Consider the following 21,135-nt stretch of genomic DNA (forward strand, 5'->3'; position numbering starts at 1 on the left):
GATTTTTTATTGGGAGAACGCTGATGTTCTACGTGCAACGCGATCAAAACAACGCTTTGGTGCGCGTCGAGGCGCAGGCCTACGCGGAAGCCACCGAGACGCTACCGGCGGATCACCATGAGATCCAGGCGTGGTTTGCCGGGGACGAGATCGAAAACAGCCTCAAGCAGCTCAAGAGCAGTGACCTTGAGATGATTCGAGTGCTGGATGACTTGATTCAGGTGCTGACGTCCAAAGGCGTGATTCGCATCACTGACTTGCCACCGGCGGCACAGGCCAAGTTCCTCGAACGGACCCAGGCACGGGCGGCGCTGGGCGGTTTGAGCGAGCTGATCAATGATGACGAAACCGGTTTGATCTGAACCGGGCACACCTCCTTCACGGCATCAGCGTCAAGGAGGCATGAGGGTCCAACGTTTTACTTCCAGGGCGCCGGTTCACCGACCAGTTGGCCTTGCACCCCCTCCACGCCCATCTCGCGGATCACCCGCAATTCACCCTCGGTTTCCACGCGCTCGGCAATCAACGGCAAATCAATGCTGTGGGCGGCCCGCTGGATCGCTTCGATAAAGATCCGTTTGTGGCTCTCCTGATCAATGGCGCGGATGTAGCTGCCGTCGATTTTCAGGTAGGCCAGGCCCAGGTGCGCCAGGTTGCCGATCATGCTGAAGCGCCCGCCGAAACGCTGCAGGCCAAGGCTGTAGCCGAGGTTGCGCATGCGCCGGATCATCAACTCCAGCTGGGTTTGCTCGGGCACTTGTTCTTCGCCGATCTCCAGGATCAGGCGCGGCCCCAGGGTCGGGTGCTGGGCCAGGCGTTCGAAGATGCGTTCCAGCGCCTGCGGGTCGTTCAGGGTCGCGGCCGAGAGGTTCAGGGCCACCGACTGGTTGTGCTGGGCCAGTTGCTTGATCACCAGGTCGAGCATCACTTGGTCCAGGCGCGCGGTCCAGCCAAAGCGCTCCAGCCACGGCAGGAAGTGGCCGGCGGCGATGGTCTGGTCCTGGTTGTCCAGCAAACGCGACAACACCTTGTAGTGCAGCACCCGCTGGGTATCGGCGCTGCTCACCACTGGCTGGAAGAACAGGCGGAAACGTCCTTGCTTGAGGGCATCGTCAAGCAGGGTATGCCAGCTGTGCGGGTCATCGCTGACGGTGCCGGCGGTGTGGTGTTCGAGGCAGACCCAGCTCTGGCCGCTGTTGGCTTCGGCTTGAGTGAGGGCCTGGTCGGCCAGCATCAACAGGTCGGCCGAGGCGTCGCCGGCGTTGTAGGGGGCCAGGCCGATGTAGGCCACGGTCTGCATGTCGGTAGCGCCGGTTTCGTGCAGGCTTTGCAGGGTGGTTTCCAGTTCCTGGGCCAGTTGCAGGGCTTCGTCACGCACCAGGCCCGGTGCGAGTACCGCGAACTCACCGCCACGGCTGCGGGTGATCAGGTTGTGGGTCTCCGGGTACTTGGCGCAGGTGCGCACCAGTAGCTGGCTGACGGCTTGCAGCAGTTGGTCGGTGCGTTGCCCGCCGAAGCGCTGGTTGAGGCCGGCGAGGTCGTTGACCCGCAGGATCAGCAGGTAGCCCGAGCTGTGCTCCTCCAGGTTGCTGACCCGGGAGTTGAGTTGCATCTCGAAATAGCGTCGGTTGGCCAGCCCGGTCAGGCTGTCCTGGTAGGACTCCACCCGCAGCTTCTCGCTGCGCTCGGTCTGTTCGTGGAACAGTGCCTTGAGCTTCTCCACCATCTGGTTCATCGCTTGCACCACACGGCGCAGTTCCGGGGTGCGCGGCAGGTCGGGCAGGCTGAGGAACTCGCGGCGGGCGATGGCGTGGGATTGTTCGACCATGTAGTCCAACGGCTTGAGTTGGCGACGCAGCAGCAATGCGCCGAGGATCGCGCTCGCCGCACCACAGAGCAGCAGCCAACCCAGGCTGCCCAAGGCGCTCTGCCACAGTTTGGCGAGGGCGAACATCGGGTGGCTGACCACCTCCACGCGCGCCGCCTGCTGCCAGCCGCGGCTGACGATGGCATCACCGCCGGCTGGCGCAAGGCCGATCATCTTCACAAACCAGGCGGGTACACCACTGGCGTCGGGCTCGGCGGCGCGTTCCACCAGCACCTGGTCGTTGCTCAAGTCGATCACACGGATGCTGGCGTAGTAGCCACTGTCAAAGATCGAGCTGACCATCAGCTCGGTCATCGCCGGGTCATCGATGTTTGGCGTCAGCGACAGCGCCAGCGCGGTGGCCGCGTCCTGGGCGTGGGAGCGCAACTGGTTGACGTACTGCGAGCGCGAGCTTTCCAGGCTGACCACGAAGCTACCGCTGAAGGCGACCACGAGAAACACACAGATAGCGATCAGCAATTGTTTGAACAGTGACATCGTAGCTCCTGTTAATTATCCGAACTGGCCGGAAACCCTTCGGCGGTCATTTTCTTCAAGACATCCTGCCAACGCGAGAGGCGCTTGGTGTCACCGACTTTTTTGTTGCCCGCAGCGCCTGTCAGCCACAACCCTTCACCGTTGAACGCGTAGACGGGCAACAAGTCCGTACGCTGGCTGGCGGGCAGGATCGGGTCCATCAGGCTGTCCAGTACCAGTGGCATCGCGTTGGGGCTGGCATAGTAGGTCAGCACCATGTGCGCGCGGTTCTGGCGCAAGGCCTTAACGTAGGTGATCCGCAGCTTTTGCGCGGGGATACCGAGGTTACGCAGGCTGAAGTATTTGGCGATGGCATAGTCTTCACAGTCACCGGCACCTTTCCACAGGGATTGAATGGGCGTCGCCCAGTAGTCAATCTCGTGCCACAGGTCGATGTCTTCCTCGTAGTGCAACTGGCGGTTGAAGAACAAGTTGACCACTTTGAGTTGCTCAAGCTCGCCGATCTGCTTTTGCGTCGAGAGTAATTGTTGCCAGGCATCGATGCGTTGACGCCCGGCACCCAATGGGCCGTAAAGCGACTCGGCGCGGCGGCTGATCTGGCTGAAATCCCAATCGGCAAGCAAATTGCCCAGCAGGCCGCCACCCAGCAGCAGGGTGATGGCAAGGCCGTAGAGAAACCGAGGGAATTTAAAGCGTATCGCCACTGCGAATATCCAAGCTTGCAGCATTGAAGGTGCGGCAATGGTGCGGTGCTGGCGGGTAAAAAACAATGGCACGGTGGAATCACGGGGCTGAATTTACGCGAACCAGGCGTCATTAAAGTGACTATTTTCCGCTCGTCTGAAAGGCTTGCGCGAATATCATCAAAATAATGACACTTGCCGAGCGCTGTCACAAAATGTCTCAACGAAAGCGCCTACAAAAAGACTGCGGTAAGCCCCCTTGTTTTCTTGCCGACCTCCCACGTCTTTATTCGCGCCGTGAAGGAGCTCCGGCCATGAGCCGCACTGATGATCTGCTTGCCCTGTTCGGCAAGAGCGTGTCCCGCGACCCGAAAGGGCGCAATGCTCGGCTGCACTTTTTCGGCACCGTTCCGTTCGATGATGGCACTCGCGTGAACGTGAAAGACGGTTCACGTTTCAGCCCCAACACGCCATCTGCTCACGAACAACCCCTGGCCTTTGACGAAACCGCACCGCGCCCGAACGTGGTCGCTGTGGTGTCCGTCAACGGCGGCGTCGGCCGCAGTACCCTGGTCACGGCCCTGAGCAGCGGCCTGCAGCGTTTGGGGGAGTCGGTGGTGGCACTCGACCTCGACCCGCAGAACGCCTTGCGCCAGCACTTCGGTGTGGATCATGAATCGCCCGGCATCGGCCGCACCAGCCTGGTCAACGGACCCTGGCAGAACGTGCTGCACACCGGGTTTGCCGGTTGCGAGGTGATGCCCTTTGGTGACACCGACCCCCAGCAGCAGGACAACCTGCAGCACTGGCTCACACGTGAACCCAAGTGGCTGGCGCAGCGCCTGTCGGTGCTGGGCTTGAGCGAGCGCCACACGGTGATCGTCGATACCCCGGCCGGCAATAATGTGTACCTGCATCAAGCGTTGAACGTGGCCGACATTGTGCTGGTCGTGGTCCAGCCGGACGCCGCGTGCCTGGGTACTTTGGATCAGATGGATGCGTTGCTGGCGCCCTATCTGGCGCGCAATTTCCCGCCGCGTTGTCACTTCGTGATCAACCAGTTGGACGAGCATTCGGCGTTCAGCCTGGACATGCTCGAAGCCTTCAAGCTGCGTCTGGGTGACAGCCTGTTGGAGGTCGTGCACCGCGATCCGTCCATCAGCGAAGCCCTGGCCTTTGGTTCGGACCCGCTGGATAACCTGGGCCAGAGCCTGGCGAGCGACGATCTCAATGAACTTTGTCAGTTGCTGATCCGCCCGAAAACCACGCCCTGAACCGCTTGTTAGACGCATGACGCCAGATGCTTATGCACAATCGGTAGGTTGCGGTCGAGGGTAAACAACGATTTTGTGGAGCTGTTCTCAACACGTCGCAACTGCCTGTTTTGCGTGCTTTTTATTCTGTGCACAAAAAATGACCAGCGTGGCTTTTTGCCTTCAGCGTAGGCCGCGACAGGCGCTGAAAAGAATTCATCAACAGAGTTATCCACAGGCTGGGCTGCGACAATTTTGCCCTTTAATTGCGCTCGGCAAGCACCATCAAGTTGCGCGGCGTCAGTGCCGGTTCGCAGAAACTGCCTACTTCAACCCGGTAGCGGTTTTCGCTGAGAAACAGTGCCCGATCCAGCACCAGCCACAGCTCCAGCGGGCGCCGAAACAGACCACGCAGCAATTCCAGGTTCCTGACCTCGGCCAGGCGCTGCCAGCCGTGGGCTTCCAGTGCCGCCCAATCCTGTGCGCCTGTGGATAACCCTTTGAGGGTCGCCAGCTCCCGGCAATAGTCGGCGAAGGGTTTGTCTAGCCAGGCGCTGGGCAATGACGGCGTGGGCAGGTAGTCGTCGCAGCCGCGCAGTTCACGTTGCAGTCGGTCGAAGCCCAGGCGCCGCGCCATTGAGCTGTCGCGCTGGCGGCGCACGCGGGCGCCGGCGGTCACGGTTTCGCTGAGGGGCAGGCCAAGGTCGTCGATCGACAGCTGCAACGCCGAAGCGCGGCCCAGGCCCGACAGGGCTTGATAGCGGTCTGCGCTGATGCGGTTGTAGCAGCATGGCGCTAGTGCCAGTTGCTTGCAGCCAGCCGCGCTGGCGGCTTGCAGCAAGCGTACGTGCAGGTCGCCGCAAGCGTGCAGGGCGACGGGGGTGTGTTCGGCGCTGAGCGGCACGTCGGCCATCACGTCTTGCAGGCGATGGGTCACGGGCAAGCCGTGGTGATCGCTCAAGGCCTGGCCGGCGGCGATCAAGGCCGTGTCATATTCCAGGCAGGTCAATTGTTGCCCGGTGTGCAGCAGGCGGCGGCCGAGGTGGCCCTTGCCGGCGCACCAGTCCAGCCAGTGCGTTGGCGTTGCCGCAAATGACAGGGCCGCGCCGAAGGCTTCGATCTGTTGCCACTTGCGCCCGGGCACGTCGACATGCAGGCGCGGATGAGCCGGTTCAAGGGGCACCCTCGGCAAGTTATCCACAGCGCTGAGCGCGAGAGCCTGGGCGGCAAGCTGTGGAAAAGGGGCCGGGGCGGGCAGGTCGTGGGGCTGGTTGTGGGCGGTTTCGGCGTCAGCCAGCGAACGTTGGCGCAGCCACTGGGAGAGCGCGGGGTGTTCGGCTTCCCAGGGTAATTGCCGGTGGGTGAAGGGCCGTGGTCGCCACAGCCCTTGGTGTTCGATCAGGAATGCATCGAGCGCCGCGAAGCGCGCTTCAACGTCCTTGGCACGCATCGACGCGCAGCCAGCGTTCCAGCAGTTTGAAACCGCGCACCAGGATGTAGGCCATCAACAGGTAGAACAGCCCGGCGGCGAAGAAGATCTCTACCGGCAAGTAGGTGCGGGCGATGATCGTGCGCGCCATGCCGGTCAGTTCCAGCAAGGTCACGGTACTGGCCAGGGCGCTGGCCTTGAGCATCAGGATTACTTCGTTGCTGTACGCCGGCAGGCCGATGCGCGAGGCGCGCGGCAGGATGATGTAGAACAGCGTCTTGGGCTTGGACATGCCCAGGGCGCGTGCCGCTTCGATCTCGCCCGGCGGGATCGCCTGGATCGCACCGCGCAGGATCTCGGCGATATAGGCGGCGGTGTGCAGGGTCATGGTGGCCGTGGCACACCAGAACGGATCGCGCAGGTACGGCCACATGAAGCTCTCGCGTACCGCATCGAACTGCGCCAGGCCGTAGTAGACCAGGAACAGCTGCACCAGAAGCGGCGTGCCACGGAAGAAGAAAATGTAGGCGTAGGGCAGGGCGCTGACGTACCAGCGTCGCGAGGAACGGGCGATGCCCAGCGGGATCGCCAGCAGCAGGCCGGCGATCACGGCGATGGCCACCAGTTCCAGGGTCAGGGTTGCGCCCTGGGCCAGTTTGGGCAGCCATTTGATGATCACGGCCCAGTTCAGGCCCAGGTCGAAATGCGCCAGCCAGCTGTAGTCGCCGCTCATTGGGTGCTCCTTGCAAAGCCGCGGGCGGCGCGTTTTTCCAGGAAGTGCATGGCGGTCATCGCCAGGACGGTGAGGCCCAGGTACATGAAGGCCGCGACCATGAAGAAGGTGAAGGGCTGCTTGGTCACGGTCACGCCGATCTGCGCGTGGCGCATGATTTCTTCAAGGCCGATCACCGAGACCAGCGCGGTGTCCTTCATCAGGATCATGAACAGGTTGCCCAGGCCCGGCAGGGCAATACGCCACATCTGCGGCATGATCAGGCGGGTGAAGATCCGAAACTTCGACAGGCCCAGTGCCACGCCGGCTTCGCGGTGGCCCTTGGGAATGGCGAGGATTGCGCCACGGAACACTTCGGTGGCGTAGGCGCCAAAGCACAGGCCCAGGGCGATCACCCCGGCGGCAAAGGCGCTGAGGGACAGGTCGGGGTTGCCGAAGAACTCGCCCAGGGCACGCATCAGGTTGACCGTGCCGAAATAGATCAGCAGCACCCACAACAGTTCGGGAATGCCGCGCACGAGGGTCGAGTAAGCGCCGCCAAGCCACTGCAGCGGCTTGTACGGGGACGTCTTGGCCAAGGCGCCGGCCAGGCCGAGCACCAGCCCCAGGCACAGGGCCGTGAGCGCCAGTTTGACGGTCATCAGCGCGCCGGCGGCAAGCGCGGGGCCGAATCCGTAGAGATCGAAATTCATGGTGTTTTCATATCGCAAGGCATTGCTAAAAGCCGACGCGCTCTAGTGAGCGCGTCGGGCATACCGTTCAGATCATTCGATGCTGAAAGGGAAGTACTTGTCGTTGATTTTCTTGTAGGTGCCGTCGGCCTTGATCTCTGCCAGGGCTTTGTTCAGGCGCTCGCGCAGTGGGTCGCCCTTGCGGACGGCGATGCCGATCTTGTCGCTTTCCACAACCGGGTCGCCTTTGAACTCATAGGCGGAACCGTCTTTGCTCTTGAGCCATTCGTACTGCACGTACTTGTCGGCGAGGATGCCGTCGAGGCGGCCCGAGATCAGGTCGAGGTAGGCGTTTTCCTGGGTGTCGTAGAGCTTGGAGGTGGTGTCCGGCAGCTCGTCTTCCAGGTACGTACCGGCCAGGGTCGCGCGTTGTGCACCGATGATCTTGCCTTTGAGGTAACCGGCGTCGGTCTTGAAGTCTTTGGTGGCTTTCGGCGCGATGAACTGCAGCTTGTTGGAGTAGTACGGGTCGGTGAAGTCGACGGCCTGCTTGCGTTCATCGGTGATGGACAGCGAGGACACCAGGAAGTCGAACTTCTTGGCGTTCAGGGCCGGGATGATGCCGTCCCAGTCGGACACGTACACTTCACACTTCTCGATTTTCATCTTGGCGCACAGGGCGTCGCCGATGTCTTTGTCGAAGCCCACGACGTTGCCGCTGGCGTCTTTATTGTTGAAGGGCGGGTAAGCCGCTTCGATCCCCATCTTCAAGGTTTCTGCCATGGCCGTGGCGCTGAACGCCATCGAGACGGCGGCGGCCAGAAGGAATTTTTTATAGTTCTGCATGCATGTTGCTCCGTTAGCGGTTGCTGGACATGAATTGTTTGCAGCGCGCCGAAAGCGGGTTTTCAAACACCTGCTGTGGCGATCCTTGCTCCTCGACCAGGCCCTGGTGCAGGAACACCACTTCACTGGACACCTGGCGGGCGAAGCCCATTTCATGGGTGACCAGCAGCATGGTGCGGCCTTCCTCGGCCAGCGCGCGGATCACATTAAGTACTTCCTGGACCATTTCCGGGTCAAGGGCGGATGTGGGCTCGTCGAACAGGATGACTTTAGGTTGCATCGCCAGGGTGCGCGCGATGGCCGCCCGTTGTTGCTGGCCGCCGGACAGTTGCGCAGGGTAGGCGTGGCGTTTGTCGGCGATGCCGACCTTGGCCAGCAGCGCTTCGGCCACTTCGATGGCTTCGGCTTTGCTCTGGCCGAGCACACGGCGCGGGGCCTCGATGATGTTGTCGAGGATGCTCATGTGCGGCCACAGGTTAAAGTTTTGAAACACAAAACCGATTTCGCTGCGCAGGCGGTTGATCTGCTTGCCGTCGGCGGCCATCAGCTCGCCGTTTTTCGCGGCCTTGAGCTTGAGCTCTTCGCCGGCCACCAGGATCTGGCCCTGGTGCGGGTTTTCCAGCAGGTTGATGCAGCGCAGGAAGGTGGACTTGCCGGAACCGGAGGAACCCAGGATCGAGATCACGTCGCCGTCGCGAGCGGTCAGCGAGATACCTTTGAGTACCTCCAGCTCACCATAGCGTTTATGCAAGTTGCGGATTTCAAGCGCGGGCGTGGCCTCGGCCATGTGCGGTCCTCATTGTGTTCGTTGCGTGCTTGCTGTTGGGCCGCCTTCCTGGCGAGGCGCCAAGCTAGCATAGCGTCTGGATGGCAGCCAACAACGCTGCGGACGGTTGACGGGCTGTGTGCGGCAGGGTGTCGCATCGGCACAGCGGCGTGTCGCGCCATCTACAACCGAACAGCCGTTTGAACCGGAAAACCCGCAGGCTTCGCGTAAAAAAGGGCGCGATGGTGCCAGCTTTGGCCGGGTGTTGGAAGGGTCAATCGGGCAAACGGTGCTTATCAGCCCTGTTATGGAGCGTCACGTACTTTTTGTGTGTGTTTTTGGTGCGCGCGTTCGTTTAAAAGTGAGTCGCACGGTAACGCTATAGCGGAATCTCAGTGTTCTCAATGAGTTGCGACGGCTGTTGAATTGTCCTACAGCCCGCGTCAATTGCGGGCTTGTAACATTTTGGCGCAAATATTGCGTAAAAAATAAAGAACGCCCTGTTGGTTTCTTTTCACGAGAAAGAGCTCAGGCCGGGCGGACCGTTTTCGCAATTCCTCGCAAAGGTGTGTCAATGAGTAGTACGCAAAGCTCCAATGACCTCGAACAGGGGCTCAAACCGCGTCACGTCACCATGCTGTCGATTGCCGGCGTTATTGGTGCCGGTTTGTTTGTTGGCTCCGGCCACGCGATTGCTGCCGCCGGCCCTGCTGTGCTGCTGGCTTATGCCGCCGCCGGTACGCTGGTGGTATTGGTGATGCGCATGCTGGCCGAAATGGCCGTGGCGTCACCGGACACCGGTTCGTTCTCGACTTACGCCGACCGCGCCATCGGTCACTGGGCCGGCTTCACCATCGGTTGGCTGTACTGGTGGTTCTGGGTGCTGGTGATTCCACTGGAAGCCAACGCCGCCGCGACCATCCTGCATGCCTGGTTCCCGGACATTGCGATCTGGGCGTTTACCTTGGTCATCACCTTGCTGCTGACAGCGACCAACCTGTTCAGCGTGAAGAACTACGGCGAGTTCGAGTTCTGGTTTGCGCTGATCAAGGTGGTCGCGATCGTGGGCTTCGTGATCCTCGGCCTGGCGGCAATTTTTGGCTTCCTGCCGACCAGTCAGGTCAGCGGTGTTTCGCACCTGTTCGACACCCAAGGCTTCATGCCTAACGGCATGGGCGCGGTATTGGCCGCGATCCTGACCACCATGTTCTCCTTCATGGGTACCGAGATCGTTACCATCGCTGCCGCTGAATCGAAGAACCCTGGCCAGCAAATCACCAAGGCTACCAACTCGGTGATCTGGCGGATTGGTTTGTTCTACCTGCTGTCGATCTTCATCGTGGTGTCCCTGGTGCCATGGAACGATCCGACCCTGGCAGCCGTAGGTTCCTACCAGACCGTGCTGGAACGCATGGGCATCCCGAACGCCAAGATGATCGTTGACATCGTGGTCCTGGTTGCCGTGACCAGCTGCCTGAACTCGGCCCTGTATACCGCGTCGCGCATGCTGTTCTCCCTGGGTCGTCGCGGTGATGCACCGGCCGTGGCCAAGCGCACCAACAGCAGCGGCACGCCTTACTGGGCGGTGATGCTGTCTACCGGCGCTGCGTTCCTGGCGGTGTTTGCCAACTATGTCGCTCCGGCGGCGGTGTTCGAATTCCTGCTGGCCAGCTCCGGCGCGATCGCGCTGCTGGTGTACCTGGTGATCGCGGTGTCGCAATTGCGCATGCGCCAGAAGCGTACGGCGGCGGGTGAGAAGATTGTCTTCAAGATGTGGTTGTTCCCGGGCCTGACCTACGCGGTGATGGTGTTCATCGTCGGTACGTTGACCATCATGCTGTTCCAGGAAGCGCACCGGGTCGAGATCATTGCGACTGGCGTGCTGAGCTTGCTGGTGGTGGCGGCGGGGTTGATGGTATCGAGCCGTCGCAAGGCGCAGAAAGTGGGTGCTGCGGTACTCAATTGATGTGATTGAGTGCGGTGCTTGATTGCGCCGCAGTTCAAATGTGGGAGCGGCGGTGCGACGATTCGACTTGCCGCTCCCACAATTGGTTTTACGTCAGTCTGCTGAGTTGGCCAGTGCCTGGGACGCCGCCACGTAATCCGCCTGGAACTGCGGCGATTCGATCCACGCCAAGGCGGCCGCTTCATCATCGCTATCTGTGGCCCATTGGCGATATTCGATCAGTGCCGCGAGGATAAAGTCGGTGGCTTCTTCTTCGCCTTCCTGTTCCAGCACGACCGCCAGCAGCGGGTGCGACAGGAACGCGGCGCACAATGCCTGCTGGTTGATTTCTCCCGCGGTGCGCATCTCTACGAACAGCTCGGTCAAATCCACCGACTCAAGGTCAATGCGGCTGTCATCGCCGGCAAAGGCGTCCGGCTTGCTCGCAACGGCGCGTTGGGTGCGGTTCTGCTTGGCCTTGGCCTTTGCCCGGTGGGCGCGTTTTTGCTGCTTGTTTGGCGAGGCCATGGGTGTGACGTCCTAGGGTTCAGAGTGGGCTATTGAAGCGCAGGTTGCGGGAAATCCCAAGGGTATCCGCTGCTAATTGGCCGTTTTGCAGCCAAGCCAGTGCAATCGGCCACAAGCGGTCCTGATACTCGCTACGGAAAAATGCGAAATGCCCGACCTGTTTCTCGCCGATGTCCTCAGGCGCTATCCGCAGATGGGTGCGTTCGCTGTTGTCGAAGTAACCCAGTAACCGCTCGATGGCTGCTACGGTCCCGAATGGGTCATCGGTGATGCTGATGGCCAGTATCTGCGCTTGCACCTGGCTGAAGGGCAACTCACGCAAGCCGCGCCCGCTGGGGCGTGTTTCGTAGCGGGGTGTGGGGGTGCTCCAGTCGCGTACCACGCCTGCCGGCGTGTCCTCCATCCAGCCCAGGCGCTTGCCGGGGAAATATCCGCACAGCGCGGTCATCAGCGGCATTGCCACATGCCATTTGGCAAACATCTTCCAGCGTTCACTCGCTGCGTAGTCGCGCCAGTACGCAAATTGGGCGCCCACGGTAACAATCCGGCGGATCGCCGCGCCTGAGGCTCCCAGCCCCGCCGCACAGCCGCCGAAGCTGTGGCCGACGACGTCGATCGGCTGGCCTGGAAACTCCCGTTGCGCGCGCTGCAAGATCGCTTCGAAATCCAGCACGCCCCAGTCCGACCACGAGGCTTTGAAGCCCTTTAGCGAGCCGTGGCGGGATTCGCCGATGCCACGGTAGTCGTAGGTGATGACGTCGAGGCCGTTGGCAAACAGGTAGTCGGCGAAACGCGAGTAATAGCGGCAGCGCAGGGACGTGGCGGCGTTGATGATGACGACGGGGCGGCCGAAGTCGGTGCGCAGATGGCGCCAGGTGAAGCCGCCGATGAGGTGGTTGTCGGCAGCGGGTTCCTTGAAGGGCGTGCTTTGACCTGGGTTGCGTGTTGCGAGTGGTATTCGCGAAGAGGCGTCATTCAAGTTCATTGGTTTTCTGCCTATGTCGGTTTTTATTTTTTTAGTAACAGTTGGCCAGCTTGCCAGTACGTGTGTGCCATTCGGCGGCCCCACTAATCTCGGCGCTCACTGATAGAGCCATATATCCTAGAGGAACGACACCCGATCATGGTCCGATTAGACTGGCAGGCACCCACTTTGGAGGTCTCTTATGAGCATCCCACTTTCTCCCATCGTTTCAGAGTTTGAAACAGAAGAGCCGGCTGCCAGCTACGACCGTTTTGCCAATAGATCCATAGGCTTGTTGCCTTTGCGATCAGCCAGGGCGCTTTCATGACCCGCGACACCCTCGAACACCATCAGATCCCCCTCTACTTCATCACGGTCCTCCTGGCAGCCACCTTCGGCCTGCTCGCGCCCTCATCGGCCAATGGCCTTGGCGCACTGGTCACACCTGCCATCGCCGTGCTGATGTACGCGATGTTCCTGCAAATCCCGTTTCTGAAGCTGCGCCAGGGCTGGGGCAACAAACGCTTCCTGTCGGCTTTGCTGCTGGTCAATTTCATCCTGGTGCCGTTGCTGGTGTGGGCGTTGACCCGTGGCTTGGTCGCGCACCCGGCGCTATTGCTGGGTGCGTTGCTGGTGTTGCTGACGCCGTGCATCGATTACGTGGTGGTGTTTACCCATATGGGTAAGGGCGACTCGCGGCTGATGCTGGCGGCGACGCCGGTGTTGTTGCTGGTGCAGTTGGCGCTGTTGCCGGTGTACCTGGGGTTGATGCTGGGGCCGCAGTCTGGGGTGGTGGTCGAGGCGGGGCCTTTCGTCGAGGCGTTCCTGATGTTGATTGTGGTGCCGATGGTGTTGGCGGTGGGCACCACGGCGCTGGCGCGCAGCTCGACCGTTATCAATGCGTGGAACAACGCCTGGGCCTGGTTGCCGGTGCCGGCCATGGCGCTGGTGTTGTTCGTGGTGATCGCCTCGCAGATCACTGCGGTGGTGCGTGATTTCAGCCTGTTGCTGCCGGTGATTCCGGTCTACCTGGGCTTCCTGTTGCTGGCGCCGCTGATGGGCGCTTTGGCGGCGCGTGTCTGTGCGTTGCCGGCGTTGACGGCGCGTGCGGTGACGTTCAGCGCATCGACACGCAACTCGTTGGTGGTGTTGCCCTTGGCGCTGGCCCTGCCCGAGGGTGTACGCGGGTTGGCGGCGACGGCGGTGATCCTGCAAACCCTGATCGAGTTGGTCGGTGAATTGATCTATGTGCGTCTGATCCCGGCGTTGGTATGGCCCGTGCGTCGGTAAATGTGAGTCTGTTCAGGCGCTATTCAGCAGGGTGGCCGGCACCATAAGTCGGCACTCTTTACCTGACGGGTCAACCGATGGATCACCACAACCGTTTTCGCCTGGAGTCCCTGGGCATTTTCTTGCTCGCCTCTCTGCTGTTTACCCTGGGGATCTGGGATCAGCAGCCTCAGGGTTTTGACGGGCGCTGGGCGTTGTTCCTGCAGGAAATTTTTCGCCACGGCGCGAGTTTTTTCCCGACCACCTACGGTCAGCCCTACGCGGACTATCCCGGCACCGCGACCTTCTTCAGTTTTGTGTTTGCCCGGCTGTTTGGTGCGCCCAACCACCTGGCAAATATCCTGCCCACCGCCCTCGCGTCTGCCGGCACCGTTGCCCTGATCTATCGCCTGCTGGTGCCGTCGAGCCGGCAATGGGCGCTGCTCACGGTGCTGCTGACGTTGCTCACTGCGCAGTTGCTCGATAAGTCGCGTTCGGTGTGCCTGGATCAGATGGTGTCGCTGCTCTGTGTCGGCAGTTTCTACCTGTTGCACACGGGTGAGCGCTTGGGATCGCGCTGGCGCCAACTCGCCGTGTTCCCGCTGTTCGTCCTCGGCTTTGCGATTCGCGGGCCGCTGGGGTTGATCGAAGTCTGTGGCGTGGTGTGCGTGTACTGGGCGTTGAGCCGCCCCGGGCAGCGGGTCAGGCAGGTGCTGATCCATGGTGTGGTTGGCGTGCTGCTGTTGGCGGCGTGCTGGTGGCTGTTGGTGAAGCTGGCGCGGATCAGCGGTGGCGATGCCTTTGCCGACGAAGTGTTCAAGATGCAGGTCGGCGGGCGCCTCGATGAAAGTGGCGAGCCGTTCTACTTCTACTTCCAGTTGAGTGTGTACCGCTACTTCCCGGTGGTGCCGCTGGCGCTGGCAACGTTGATCGCGCTGCGCCATCGCTGGTCTGAACGGTTTGTGAATGACGACGTGCAGATGGTGGTGCGCCTGGGCGCCTGCGGCTTGATGATCCTGCTCGGGCTATCGGTGCCGCACTTCAAGCGCGCTTATTACATCCTGCCCATGGTGCCGATGTTTGCCGCTGTCGCCGCCTATGGGCTGCTCCAGGCGCAAGGCTGGCTCGTTGGCGTGCGCAGGTGTTACGAATGGCTTGTCGTGGCGCTACCGGCGTTGTGCGTGGTTGTAGTCTTTGTCTGTCGGCATGGGTGGCAGAAGCACGGTTATTGGCCGGACGTTTCGTTGCCGCTGCTGATAGGCGCGCTGCTGGTCCTGCAAGTGGCGGCAGTGATCGCCTGGCGTCGTCTGGTGGGGCTCAGCGCGATCGCATTGGCGGCGCAATGGCTGTTGCTGGTGGCCGTGATCGGTCCGGCCAAGGATCTGCAATTCGACACCCGCACCTTTGTTGGCGAGGTGGAAGCGCTACGGGTGAAGCAGCCGGGGCCGTTGGTGTTTGTCAATCTCGGCCGGGATACCTGGGCGGTGCGCTACATGATGAACCTGGATCATGATGAGCAGCCGTTGTTTGTCGCGGGGAGCGAGGTCGAGCGGTTGGCTACGTTGCCAAAGCCGGCATGGGTGATCGTGGCACGCAAGGAAACCAAGCTGCTGGCGGGGACGCCGCTGGAACATCAGGCGCCGGTGTACAGCGGGCGGTTGAATGACAATCCGTTGATGGTGTTTTTGCTTGAGTGATTGAGATGACGGGCTTCGGGGCGACAGAGGTTGCTCCGATGCAGCTCAATAAATCCCGGGCAACAAAAAACCCGCACTAGGCGGGTTTTTTGTGTGTTTCAGATGATGTTCGCACCACCTAAAACTAATTAGTGGTGCCCAGAGACGGAATCGAACCGCCGACACGGGGATTTTCAATCCCCTGCTCTACCGACTGAGCTATCTGGGCAACGGGGCGCATTAAACGGGTTTTTCAGGGGGTCGTCAAGCAAGTTTTCAAAAAATATTTAATTATTACCGTCGCTTACGTGCCGACCCCGGTTTTTGATCAATTATTGAGCAGGTGGCACGTAGCCGTCGGCCTTGGCGTAATCCTCGCCGGAAAAGAACTTGTCCATCTCGCCTGCCAGGTACTTGCGGTCTTCGGCGTTCATCATGTTCAGGCGTTTTTCGTTGATCAGCAGGGTCTGGTGTTTCAACCAGTCGCCCCAGGCGTTGGCAGAGACATGCTCGTAAATGTCCTGGCCCTTGGCGCCTGGGTACGGAGGGCGTTCCAGGCCTGGCAGTTCTTCTTTGTACTTGCGGCACATTACGGTGCGGGTCATGACGACACTCCTGCATTCAAAACATCGGCCGCGCGCTTCAGCAGTTTCTTGACCGGGGCGGCAAGGCCCAGGCGCGGCGGGGTGGCGAGGTTATACCAGAGCCAGTCGGCCTCGGCCACGTGATGGGCGGATTCCTCGACCCGTACCAGCCAGGGTTCGATGGCCAGCTGGAAATGGCTGAAGGTGTGGACCAGCCCCGGCAGTTCCTGTTGCTTGCCCAGTTCGAGCGCGTGCTGGTGGGCGAGGTGTTCCAGGTCTTGCAGGTCGTCCAGTTCCGGCAAGCTCCACAGCCCACCCCAGAGCCCTGTCGATGGGCGGCGGTAAAGCAGGATCGCGCCCTCGGCGTTCGCCAGCATCGGCATCAGCGTGCGCTTCTGCGGGATGGTCTTGCGCGGCTTGGGGATCGGGTAGCGGGTCTCCAGGCCGAGCATGTGGGCTTCGCAGCCTTTTTCCAGCGGGCACAGCAGGCAGCTGGGTTTGCTGCGGGTGCAGAGGGTGGCGCCCATGTCCATCATCGCCTGGGTGTAGGCGTTGACGCGATCATGGGGTGTGAAGCGCTCTGCCGTGGCCCACAGCTGCTTGGCGACCTTGGGTTCGCCCGGGTAGCCCTCTTGCGCGGTAAAGCGTGCCAGCACGCGCTTGACGTTGCCGTCGAGGATCGGTGCGCGCAGGCCCATGCTCAGGCTCGCGATTGCGCCGGCGGTAGACAGGCCGATGCCCGGCAGCTCGGTGAGTTTTTCCACGTCCCGGGGAAACTCGCCGCCATAGTCGGCCACCACAATCTTCGCGGTCTTTTGCAGGTTGCGTGCGCGGGTGTAGTAGCCCAGGCCGGTCCACAAATGCAGCACCTCGTCTTCCGGTGCGGCGGCCAGGGCTTCGACCGTCGGCAGCGAGGCCATGAAACGGTCGAAATAATTCAGCACGGTGCTGACCTGGGTCTGTTGCAGCATGATCTCCGAGACCCACACCCGATAAGGCGTGATGCCCTGTTGCCAGGGCAGGTCGTGGCGACCGTGGCGGTCGTACCAATCCAGCACCGCCGTTGAAAACTGCTCGTTTCTCATCGTTTGAACAGACCTTTGAGCGCGTCTTTGAGCTGCGGGTTGACCTTGTCGAGCTTCTCTTCAAGTTTGTCGCTGAGCTTGTTGCCGGCGGCCTTGATAGCGACCTGGCCGAGGCCGTCCTTGTCCAGGCGGCAAGCCTTGGCGCCGAGTTCCAGCGGGCCACGGCAGCGCAGCGGCACTTCGATCCCCTGGAAGTTGGCGCCCACCTGGCAGGCCGGGTCCGGTACTTCGCGCTGGTCGCCTTCGACGAGGATGCCCACGCGGTAGTCCATGCCCAGCACGCGCAGGTCGATGTCACCGTTGCCGTTGACCGTCAGGCCCGGGATGCGCACTTTCAGGTCCGGGTTGCTGGCGACGCCGTTACGGAAGGTCAGGTTGCCACGCAGTTCCTGGAACGGCGTGTCCTTGCCTTGCGGTGCGCTGCTCAGGGTCTTGCGGTTGAGCAGGGCGATGCCGGTGCACAGCTGTTGTTCGAGGTTGGCGTTGAGCAGCACGCCGTTGTTGATCACAAAGCTGGCGGTGCCGTTGAGGCTGTCGATCAGGGCTTTCTGGCTGTTGCCGCGGCCGCTGAGGTTGCTGTCGAGGGTGACCTGGCCCTTCACCGGCGGCGTTTGCCCCTGGGCTTGCAGGATGCGCTCGACCGGCACTTGCCTGATCTGGCTTTGCAGCGCCAACACAGGAATATCCTGGCGCACGTCAAGGTTGCCGGTTGCCTGGAAGGAGCCGTTGTAGAGGCTGCCGCTCAGGGTGCTGAGCTTGAGTTGGCCGTCGATGCCGGTGGCTTTGAGCACCGCGTTCTGGATCGGCAGCTTGCTCAAGGTCAATTGGCCGAAGGCCAGGTCGGCATTCACGTCCAGCGCGCGCAGGCGTGCCACGGGCAGCAGCTTGTCGGTACTCCAGGCGCCTTTGGTGGGTGCGTCCGGCAGCGGCGTGGTACCACCGGCGGCCATGGCCCCGGCTTCGCTGTTCTGCACTTCGGCCTGGCGTGCGGCGGTTGCGCCTTTGGCGGCTTCGGACTTGGCCGGCAGGTAATTGTCGACGTTGAACGTATCGCCCTTGAGCTGGACCCGCAGCGATTGCTTGGCGAAGTCTTCCACGGCAATGCGCCCGGTGAAGGTGCTGCCATCGACCTTCAGGTTCAGGTCGTCGAGGACCACGCTGGTGGGCGTACCCGCCAGGCGGCTGACCAGCTCGACCTTGCTCAGGCTGCCCTCGGCCATCGCTGGCAATGGGTTGCCCACGCTGTCGAGAAACTTGGCCAGGTCAAATTGGGCGATGGACAGGGCGCCGTTCAGTTGGGCTGTCTTGTCCAGGTCGTTGACCTTCAGCTCGCCCAGGGCGCGCAATTGGTTGGCCGACAGTTTCAAGTTGGTCCATTCGGCGATGTTCGCCGCCAAGTCCACCAAAATCTGCCCTTGGGTGGAGAACGTCACGGTCTTGCCTTGCAGCGGCTCGCCGGTGGCCTCGCCGCTCAGGCGCATGTCTTCGAACTGGTAGCGCTTGAGCGCACGTTGGATGCGCAGGTTGCCATTGAGCTCGGTCTTGACGCGCATCACTGGCTGGTTGCTGCCGAAGAATGCGGTGAGCTTCACCGGAATGCTCGCGCCATCGTGAATCGCACCGGCGCTTAGCTGGATACTTTCAGCACTGAATTGCTTGCCGGTCTGCTCGTCGTTGTATTCCACGCGGGCGTTGTTGATGGTCAGGCTGTCGATGTCCAGGCGGATCGGCTGCGGCGGCTTCTCCGGCTTGGCCTCGGCAGCCGGCTCGGCAGGCGCGGGCGCAGTGGCAGGCGCTTCGGTGCTGGCGACCGGTACGGTCTTGCCGATGTCTTCCCAGTTGCCGTGGCCCTGCTTGTCGCGGTTGAGGCGCAGGTTCAGGCCTTCGACGCGCACATCGCTCATCTGCACTTCGCGGCGCAGCAGCGGCAGCACGCGCACCGACAGGCCGAGCATTTGCAGGTCGGCGAACGGTTGTGTCGGAGTGGTCAGGGTCGCCACGCTGGCTTCGTGCAGCTCAAGGCCGAGCCAGGGGAACAGGCTCCAGCCGATGTCGCCATTGAGCGTCAGCTCGATGTGGGCCTTGTCGCGGGCAATCTGGCGGATCTCGTCTTTATAGTCGTTGGGATCGAAGAGGTGGGTCAGGGCAAAGCCCAGCGCCACAATGATCAGCAACAGCCCGAGAAGTACCAGACCCAGGATTTTGCCGAACGCTTTCATGGGCGAGTCCTTGTATGTCGAGATTAAAATTTAGCCGAAGAGTATACCGCCGGTAACCGTACGTCAGTTCGCCGATCGTTACATTGTATCCACGCCCAGCAAAACGGGATTTTGGCGTCAAATAAAACAGATAACCCGAAAAAGGTGATGTCAGTTTGGTTTTTCTGGCATTCACAGGTGCTAATCTGCGCGGGTTCGTCTGCCTTCTGCGACACAACGTCGCGCATCAAATGGAGCTTGACTCAAAACAACGGCCAACGCTTTGCGTGCAAGGTCGAGGGAGAGAGCGCCTGACGAACACATACTAACAACTGGGGGAAACACCAATGAGCACAAGCACTGCGGCAGCTTTAACTGCCGCACAGCCTGCGTTCCTGTCCAAGGAGCGCATCATCGCCAAGCCGGGCTTCAACCGCTGGCTGGTCCCGCCGGCCGCGCTGGCTATCCACCTGTGCATCGGCATGGCCTACGGTTTTTCGGTGTTCTGGCTGCCGTTGTCGAAGGCGCTGGGGATCACCAAGCCGTTGGCCTGCGCGCCGGACATGAGCTTTATCGCACAAGTCTTCTCGTCCCAATGCGACTGGCCCATTTCCATGCTGGGCTGGATCTACACCCTGTTCTTCATTTTCCTGGGCTGCTCGGCAGCGATCTGGGGCGGCTGGCTGGAACATGCCGGGCCTCGCAAGGCCGGTGTCGTATCGGCGCTGTGCTGGTGTGGCGGCCTGCTGATCTCGGCGTTGGGTATCTACACCCACCAGATCTGGCTAATGTGGATCGGTTCCGGCGTGATTGGCGGCATTGGCCTGGGCCTGGGCTACATCTCGCCCGTGTCGACCCTGATCAAGTGGTTCCCGGACAAGCGCGGCATGGCGACCGGCATGGCGATCATGGGCTTCGGCGGCGGCGCGATGGTGGGCGCCCCGTTGGCGGCAGCCTTGATGGGCCACTTCGCCACGCCCGACAGCGTGGGGGTATGGCAGAGCTTCCTGGTGATGGCCGCGATCTATTTCGTGTTCATGATCGGCGGTGCCTTGTCCTACCGCGTACCGCCGACCGGCTGGAAGCCTGAGGGCTGGACCGCGCCGGCGAAAAAAGCCAGCAATGCGATGATCACCCACCGTCACGTGCACGTGAATGTGGCGTGGAAGACCCCGCAATTCCGTCTGGTGTGGCTGGTGCTGTGCCTGAACGTGTCTGCTGGTATCGGTATCCTTGGCATGGCTTCGCCACTGCTGCAGGAAGTGTTCGGCGGCAAATTGCTGGGCGTGGATGTGCCGTTCGGCCAGCTGGATGCGGGTCAACTGGCGTCCATCGCCGCCATCGCGGCGGGCTTCACCGGGCTGCTGAGCTTGTTCAACATCGGTGGCCGGTTCTTCTGGGCGTCGTTCTCCGACTACCTGGGCCGTAAAAATACCTACTTCGTGTTTTTCGCCCTGGGCTTTGCCCTGTACGCGCTGATCCCGAACCTGGGGCACCTGGGCAACGTGGCGCTGTTTGTGGCGGCGTTCTGCATCATCCTGTCGATGTACGGCGGTGGCTTTGCGACGGTTCCGGCTTACCTGGCCGACTTGTTCGGTACGCAGATGGTCGGCGCGATCCACGGTCGCCTGCTGACCGCATGGGCTGCGGCGGGCGTATTGGGCCCGGTGCTGGTGAACTACCTGCGTGAATATCAACTGAGCATCGGCGTTGAACGTGCCGCGGCCTACGACATCACCTTGTATATCCTCGCTGGCCTGCTGGTGCTGGGGTTCGTCTGCAACATGCTGGTCCGCCCGGTGGCGGACAAGTACTTCATGACCGATGCCGAACTGGCGGCCGAGCAGGCGCTGGGGCATGACAAAGGTGCGGACGCCACCACTTCCCTGGAGTGGAAAGCGGCGCCCGGCACCGTGCCATTGGCGATTGCCGCGTGGCTGGTGGTCGGTATTCCGTTGGCGTGGGGTGTGTGGGTGACCCTGCAGAAGACGGCGGTACTGTTCCACTAATACCGCAAAAACCCTGTGGGAGCTGGCTCGCCCGCGATAGCATCACCTCGGTCTGTCTGAGTGACCGAGGTGCCCGCATCGCAGGCAAGCCAGCTCCCACAGTTGTATGCACATGTCTATCCTCGACACTC

18 protein-coding genes and 1 tRNA gene are annotated in these 21,135 nt (G+C 61.5%); 6 read left to right on the plus strand and 13 right to left on the minus strand.

Annotation, left to right across the window (positions count from 1 at the left end):
- Positions 1 to 23: 23 nt before the first annotated feature.
- Complete coding sequence (locus PSH81_RS01505; protein ID WP_305391891.1) at positions 24 to 362, plus strand: tryptophan synthase subunit beta; 339 nt, start codon at positions 24 to 26, stop codon at positions 360 to 362.
- Between the two features lie 56 nt (positions 363 to 418).
- Here PSH81_RS01505 and lapD read toward each other — a convergent pair whose 3' ends face one another.
- Both lapD and lapG read right to left on the minus strand, forming a co-directional pair.
- Entirely contained in the window at positions 419 to 2,365 is a 1,947-nt protein-coding gene (gene lapD, locus PSH81_RS01510; protein WP_305391892.1) for a cyclic di-GMP receptor LapD, read from the minus strand.
- Positions 2,366 to 2,376: 11 nt separating this feature from the next.
- Complete coding sequence (lapG, locus tag PSH81_RS01515) at positions 2,377 to 3,093, minus strand: cysteine protease LapG (protein WP_305392746.1); 717 nt, start codon at positions 3,091 to 3,093, stop codon at positions 2,377 to 2,379.
- Positions 3,094 to 3,362: 269 nt separating this feature from the next.
- On the opposite strand from lapG, the gene bcsQ reads away from it, so the two are divergent.
- On the plus strand, positions 3,363 to 4,322 hold the full coding sequence (bcsQ, locus tag PSH81_RS01520) for a cellulose biosynthesis protein BcsQ (RefSeq protein WP_305391893.1): 960 nt from the start codon (positions 3,363 to 3,365) through the stop codon (positions 4,320 to 4,322).
- 241 nt (positions 4,323 to 4,563) lie between these two features.
- Here the strand turns inward: bcsQ and PSH81_RS01525 are convergent, their stop codons facing one another.
- The 5 genes from PSH81_RS01525 to PSH81_RS01545 form a co-directional block, all read right to left on the minus strand.
- A complete protein-coding gene (locus PSH81_RS01525; protein ID WP_305391894.1) occupies positions 4,564 to 5,751 on the minus strand; it encodes a methyltransferase in 1,188 nt (395 codons plus the stop codon).
- Complete coding sequence (locus PSH81_RS01530; protein WP_026013808.1) at positions 5,732 to 6,421, minus strand: ABC transporter permease; 690 nt, start codon at positions 6,419 to 6,421, stop codon at positions 5,732 to 5,734. The genes PSH81_RS01525 and PSH81_RS01530 overlap by 20 nt, the downstream gene beginning before the upstream one ends.
- A gap of 38 nt (positions 6,422 to 6,459) precedes the next feature.
- A complete protein-coding gene (locus PSH81_RS01535; protein ID WP_017738340.1) occupies positions 6,460 to 7,155 on the minus strand; it encodes an ABC transporter permease in 696 nt (231 codons plus the stop codon).
- A gap of 72 nt (positions 7,156 to 7,227) precedes the next feature.
- Positions 7,228 to 7,980, minus strand: coding sequence for an ABC transporter substrate-binding protein (locus tag PSH81_RS01540; protein WP_226457615.1), 753 nt, complete (start codon positions 7,978 to 7,980; stop codon positions 7,228 to 7,230).
- Between the two features lie 13 nt (positions 7,981 to 7,993).
- Positions 7,994 to 8,767, minus strand: coding sequence for an ABC transporter ATP-binding protein (locus tag PSH81_RS01545; RefSeq protein ID WP_010213906.1), 774 nt, complete (start codon positions 8,765 to 8,767; stop codon positions 7,994 to 7,996).
- Positions 8,768 to 9,320: 553 nt separating this feature from the next.
- On the opposite strand from PSH81_RS01545, the gene gabP reads away from it, so the two are divergent.
- The gene (gene gabP, locus PSH81_RS01550; RefSeq protein ID WP_305391895.1) at positions 9,321 to 10,712 is read left to right on the plus strand and encodes a GABA permease; all 1,392 of its coding nucleotides are present in this window, start codon (positions 9,321 to 9,323) and stop codon (positions 10,710 to 10,712) included.
- Positions 10,713 to 10,805: 93 nt separating this feature from the next.
- On the opposite strand, the gene PSH81_RS01555 is transcribed toward gabP, so the two are convergent.
- Together PSH81_RS01555 and PSH81_RS01560 are read right to left on the minus strand one after the other, a co-directional pair.
- Complete coding sequence (locus PSH81_RS01555; RefSeq protein WP_305391896.1) at positions 10,806 to 11,219, minus strand: hypothetical protein; 414 nt, start codon at positions 11,217 to 11,219, stop codon at positions 10,806 to 10,808.
- A 19-nt stretch (positions 11,220 to 11,238) separates the two neighbouring features.
- On the minus strand, positions 11,239 to 12,204 hold the full coding sequence (locus PSH81_RS01560) for an alpha/beta fold hydrolase (RefSeq protein WP_305391897.1): 966 nt from the start codon (positions 12,202 to 12,204) through the stop codon (positions 11,239 to 11,241).
- A gap of 303 nt (positions 12,205 to 12,507) precedes the next feature.
- Here PSH81_RS01560 and PSH81_RS01565 point away from each other — a divergent pair, with 303 nt between their 5' ends.
- Both PSH81_RS01565 and PSH81_RS01570 read left to right on the plus strand, forming a co-directional pair.
- On the plus strand, positions 12,508 to 13,473 hold the full coding sequence (locus PSH81_RS01565) for an arsenic resistance protein (protein ID WP_305391898.1): 966 nt from the start codon (positions 12,508 to 12,510) through the stop codon (positions 13,471 to 13,473).
- Between the two features lie 77 nt (positions 13,474 to 13,550).
- A complete protein-coding gene (locus PSH81_RS01570) occupies positions 13,551 to 15,149 on the plus strand; it encodes a glycosyltransferase family 39 protein (RefSeq protein ID WP_305391899.1) in 1,599 nt (532 codons plus the stop codon).
- Between the two features lie 132 nt (positions 15,150 to 15,281).
- Here the strand turns inward: PSH81_RS01570 and PSH81_RS01575 are convergent.
- The 4 genes from PSH81_RS01575 to PSH81_RS01590 form a co-directional block, all read right to left on the minus strand.
- A tRNA-Phe gene (locus PSH81_RS01575) sits at positions 15,282 to 15,357 on the minus strand.
- 103 nt (positions 15,358 to 15,460) lie between these two features.
- Positions 15,461 to 15,733, minus strand: a complete 273-nt coding sequence (locus PSH81_RS01580) for an oxidative damage protection protein (RefSeq protein ID WP_192298417.1) — start codon at positions 15,731 to 15,733, stop codon at positions 15,461 to 15,463.
- Positions 15,730 to 16,797 (minus strand): A/G-specific adenine glycosylase, encoded by a 1,068-nt coding sequence (mutY, locus tag PSH81_RS01585; protein WP_192298416.1) that lies wholly within the window; start codon positions 16,795 to 16,797, stop codon positions 15,730 to 15,732. The genes PSH81_RS01580 and mutY overlap by 4 nt, the downstream gene beginning before the upstream one ends.
- On the minus strand, positions 16,794 to 19,016 hold the full coding sequence (locus tag PSH81_RS01590; protein WP_226457621.1) for an AsmA family protein: 2,223 nt from the start codon (positions 19,014 to 19,016) through the stop codon (positions 16,794 to 16,796). The genes mutY and PSH81_RS01590 overlap by 4 nt, the downstream gene beginning before the upstream one ends.
- 326 nt (positions 19,017 to 19,342) lie before the next feature.
- On the opposite strand from PSH81_RS01590, the gene PSH81_RS01595 reads away from it, so the two are divergent.
- Complete coding sequence (locus PSH81_RS01595) at positions 19,343 to 21,004, plus strand: OFA family MFS transporter (RefSeq protein WP_226457622.1); 1,662 nt, start codon at positions 19,343 to 19,345, stop codon at positions 21,002 to 21,004.
- Positions 21,005 to 21,135: the final 131 nt, after the last annotated feature.

Source organism: Pseudomonas sp. FP2335 (assembly GCF_030687535.1).
Lineage (GTDB): Bacteria > Pseudomonadota > Gammaproteobacteria > Pseudomonadales > Pseudomonadaceae > Aquipseudomonas.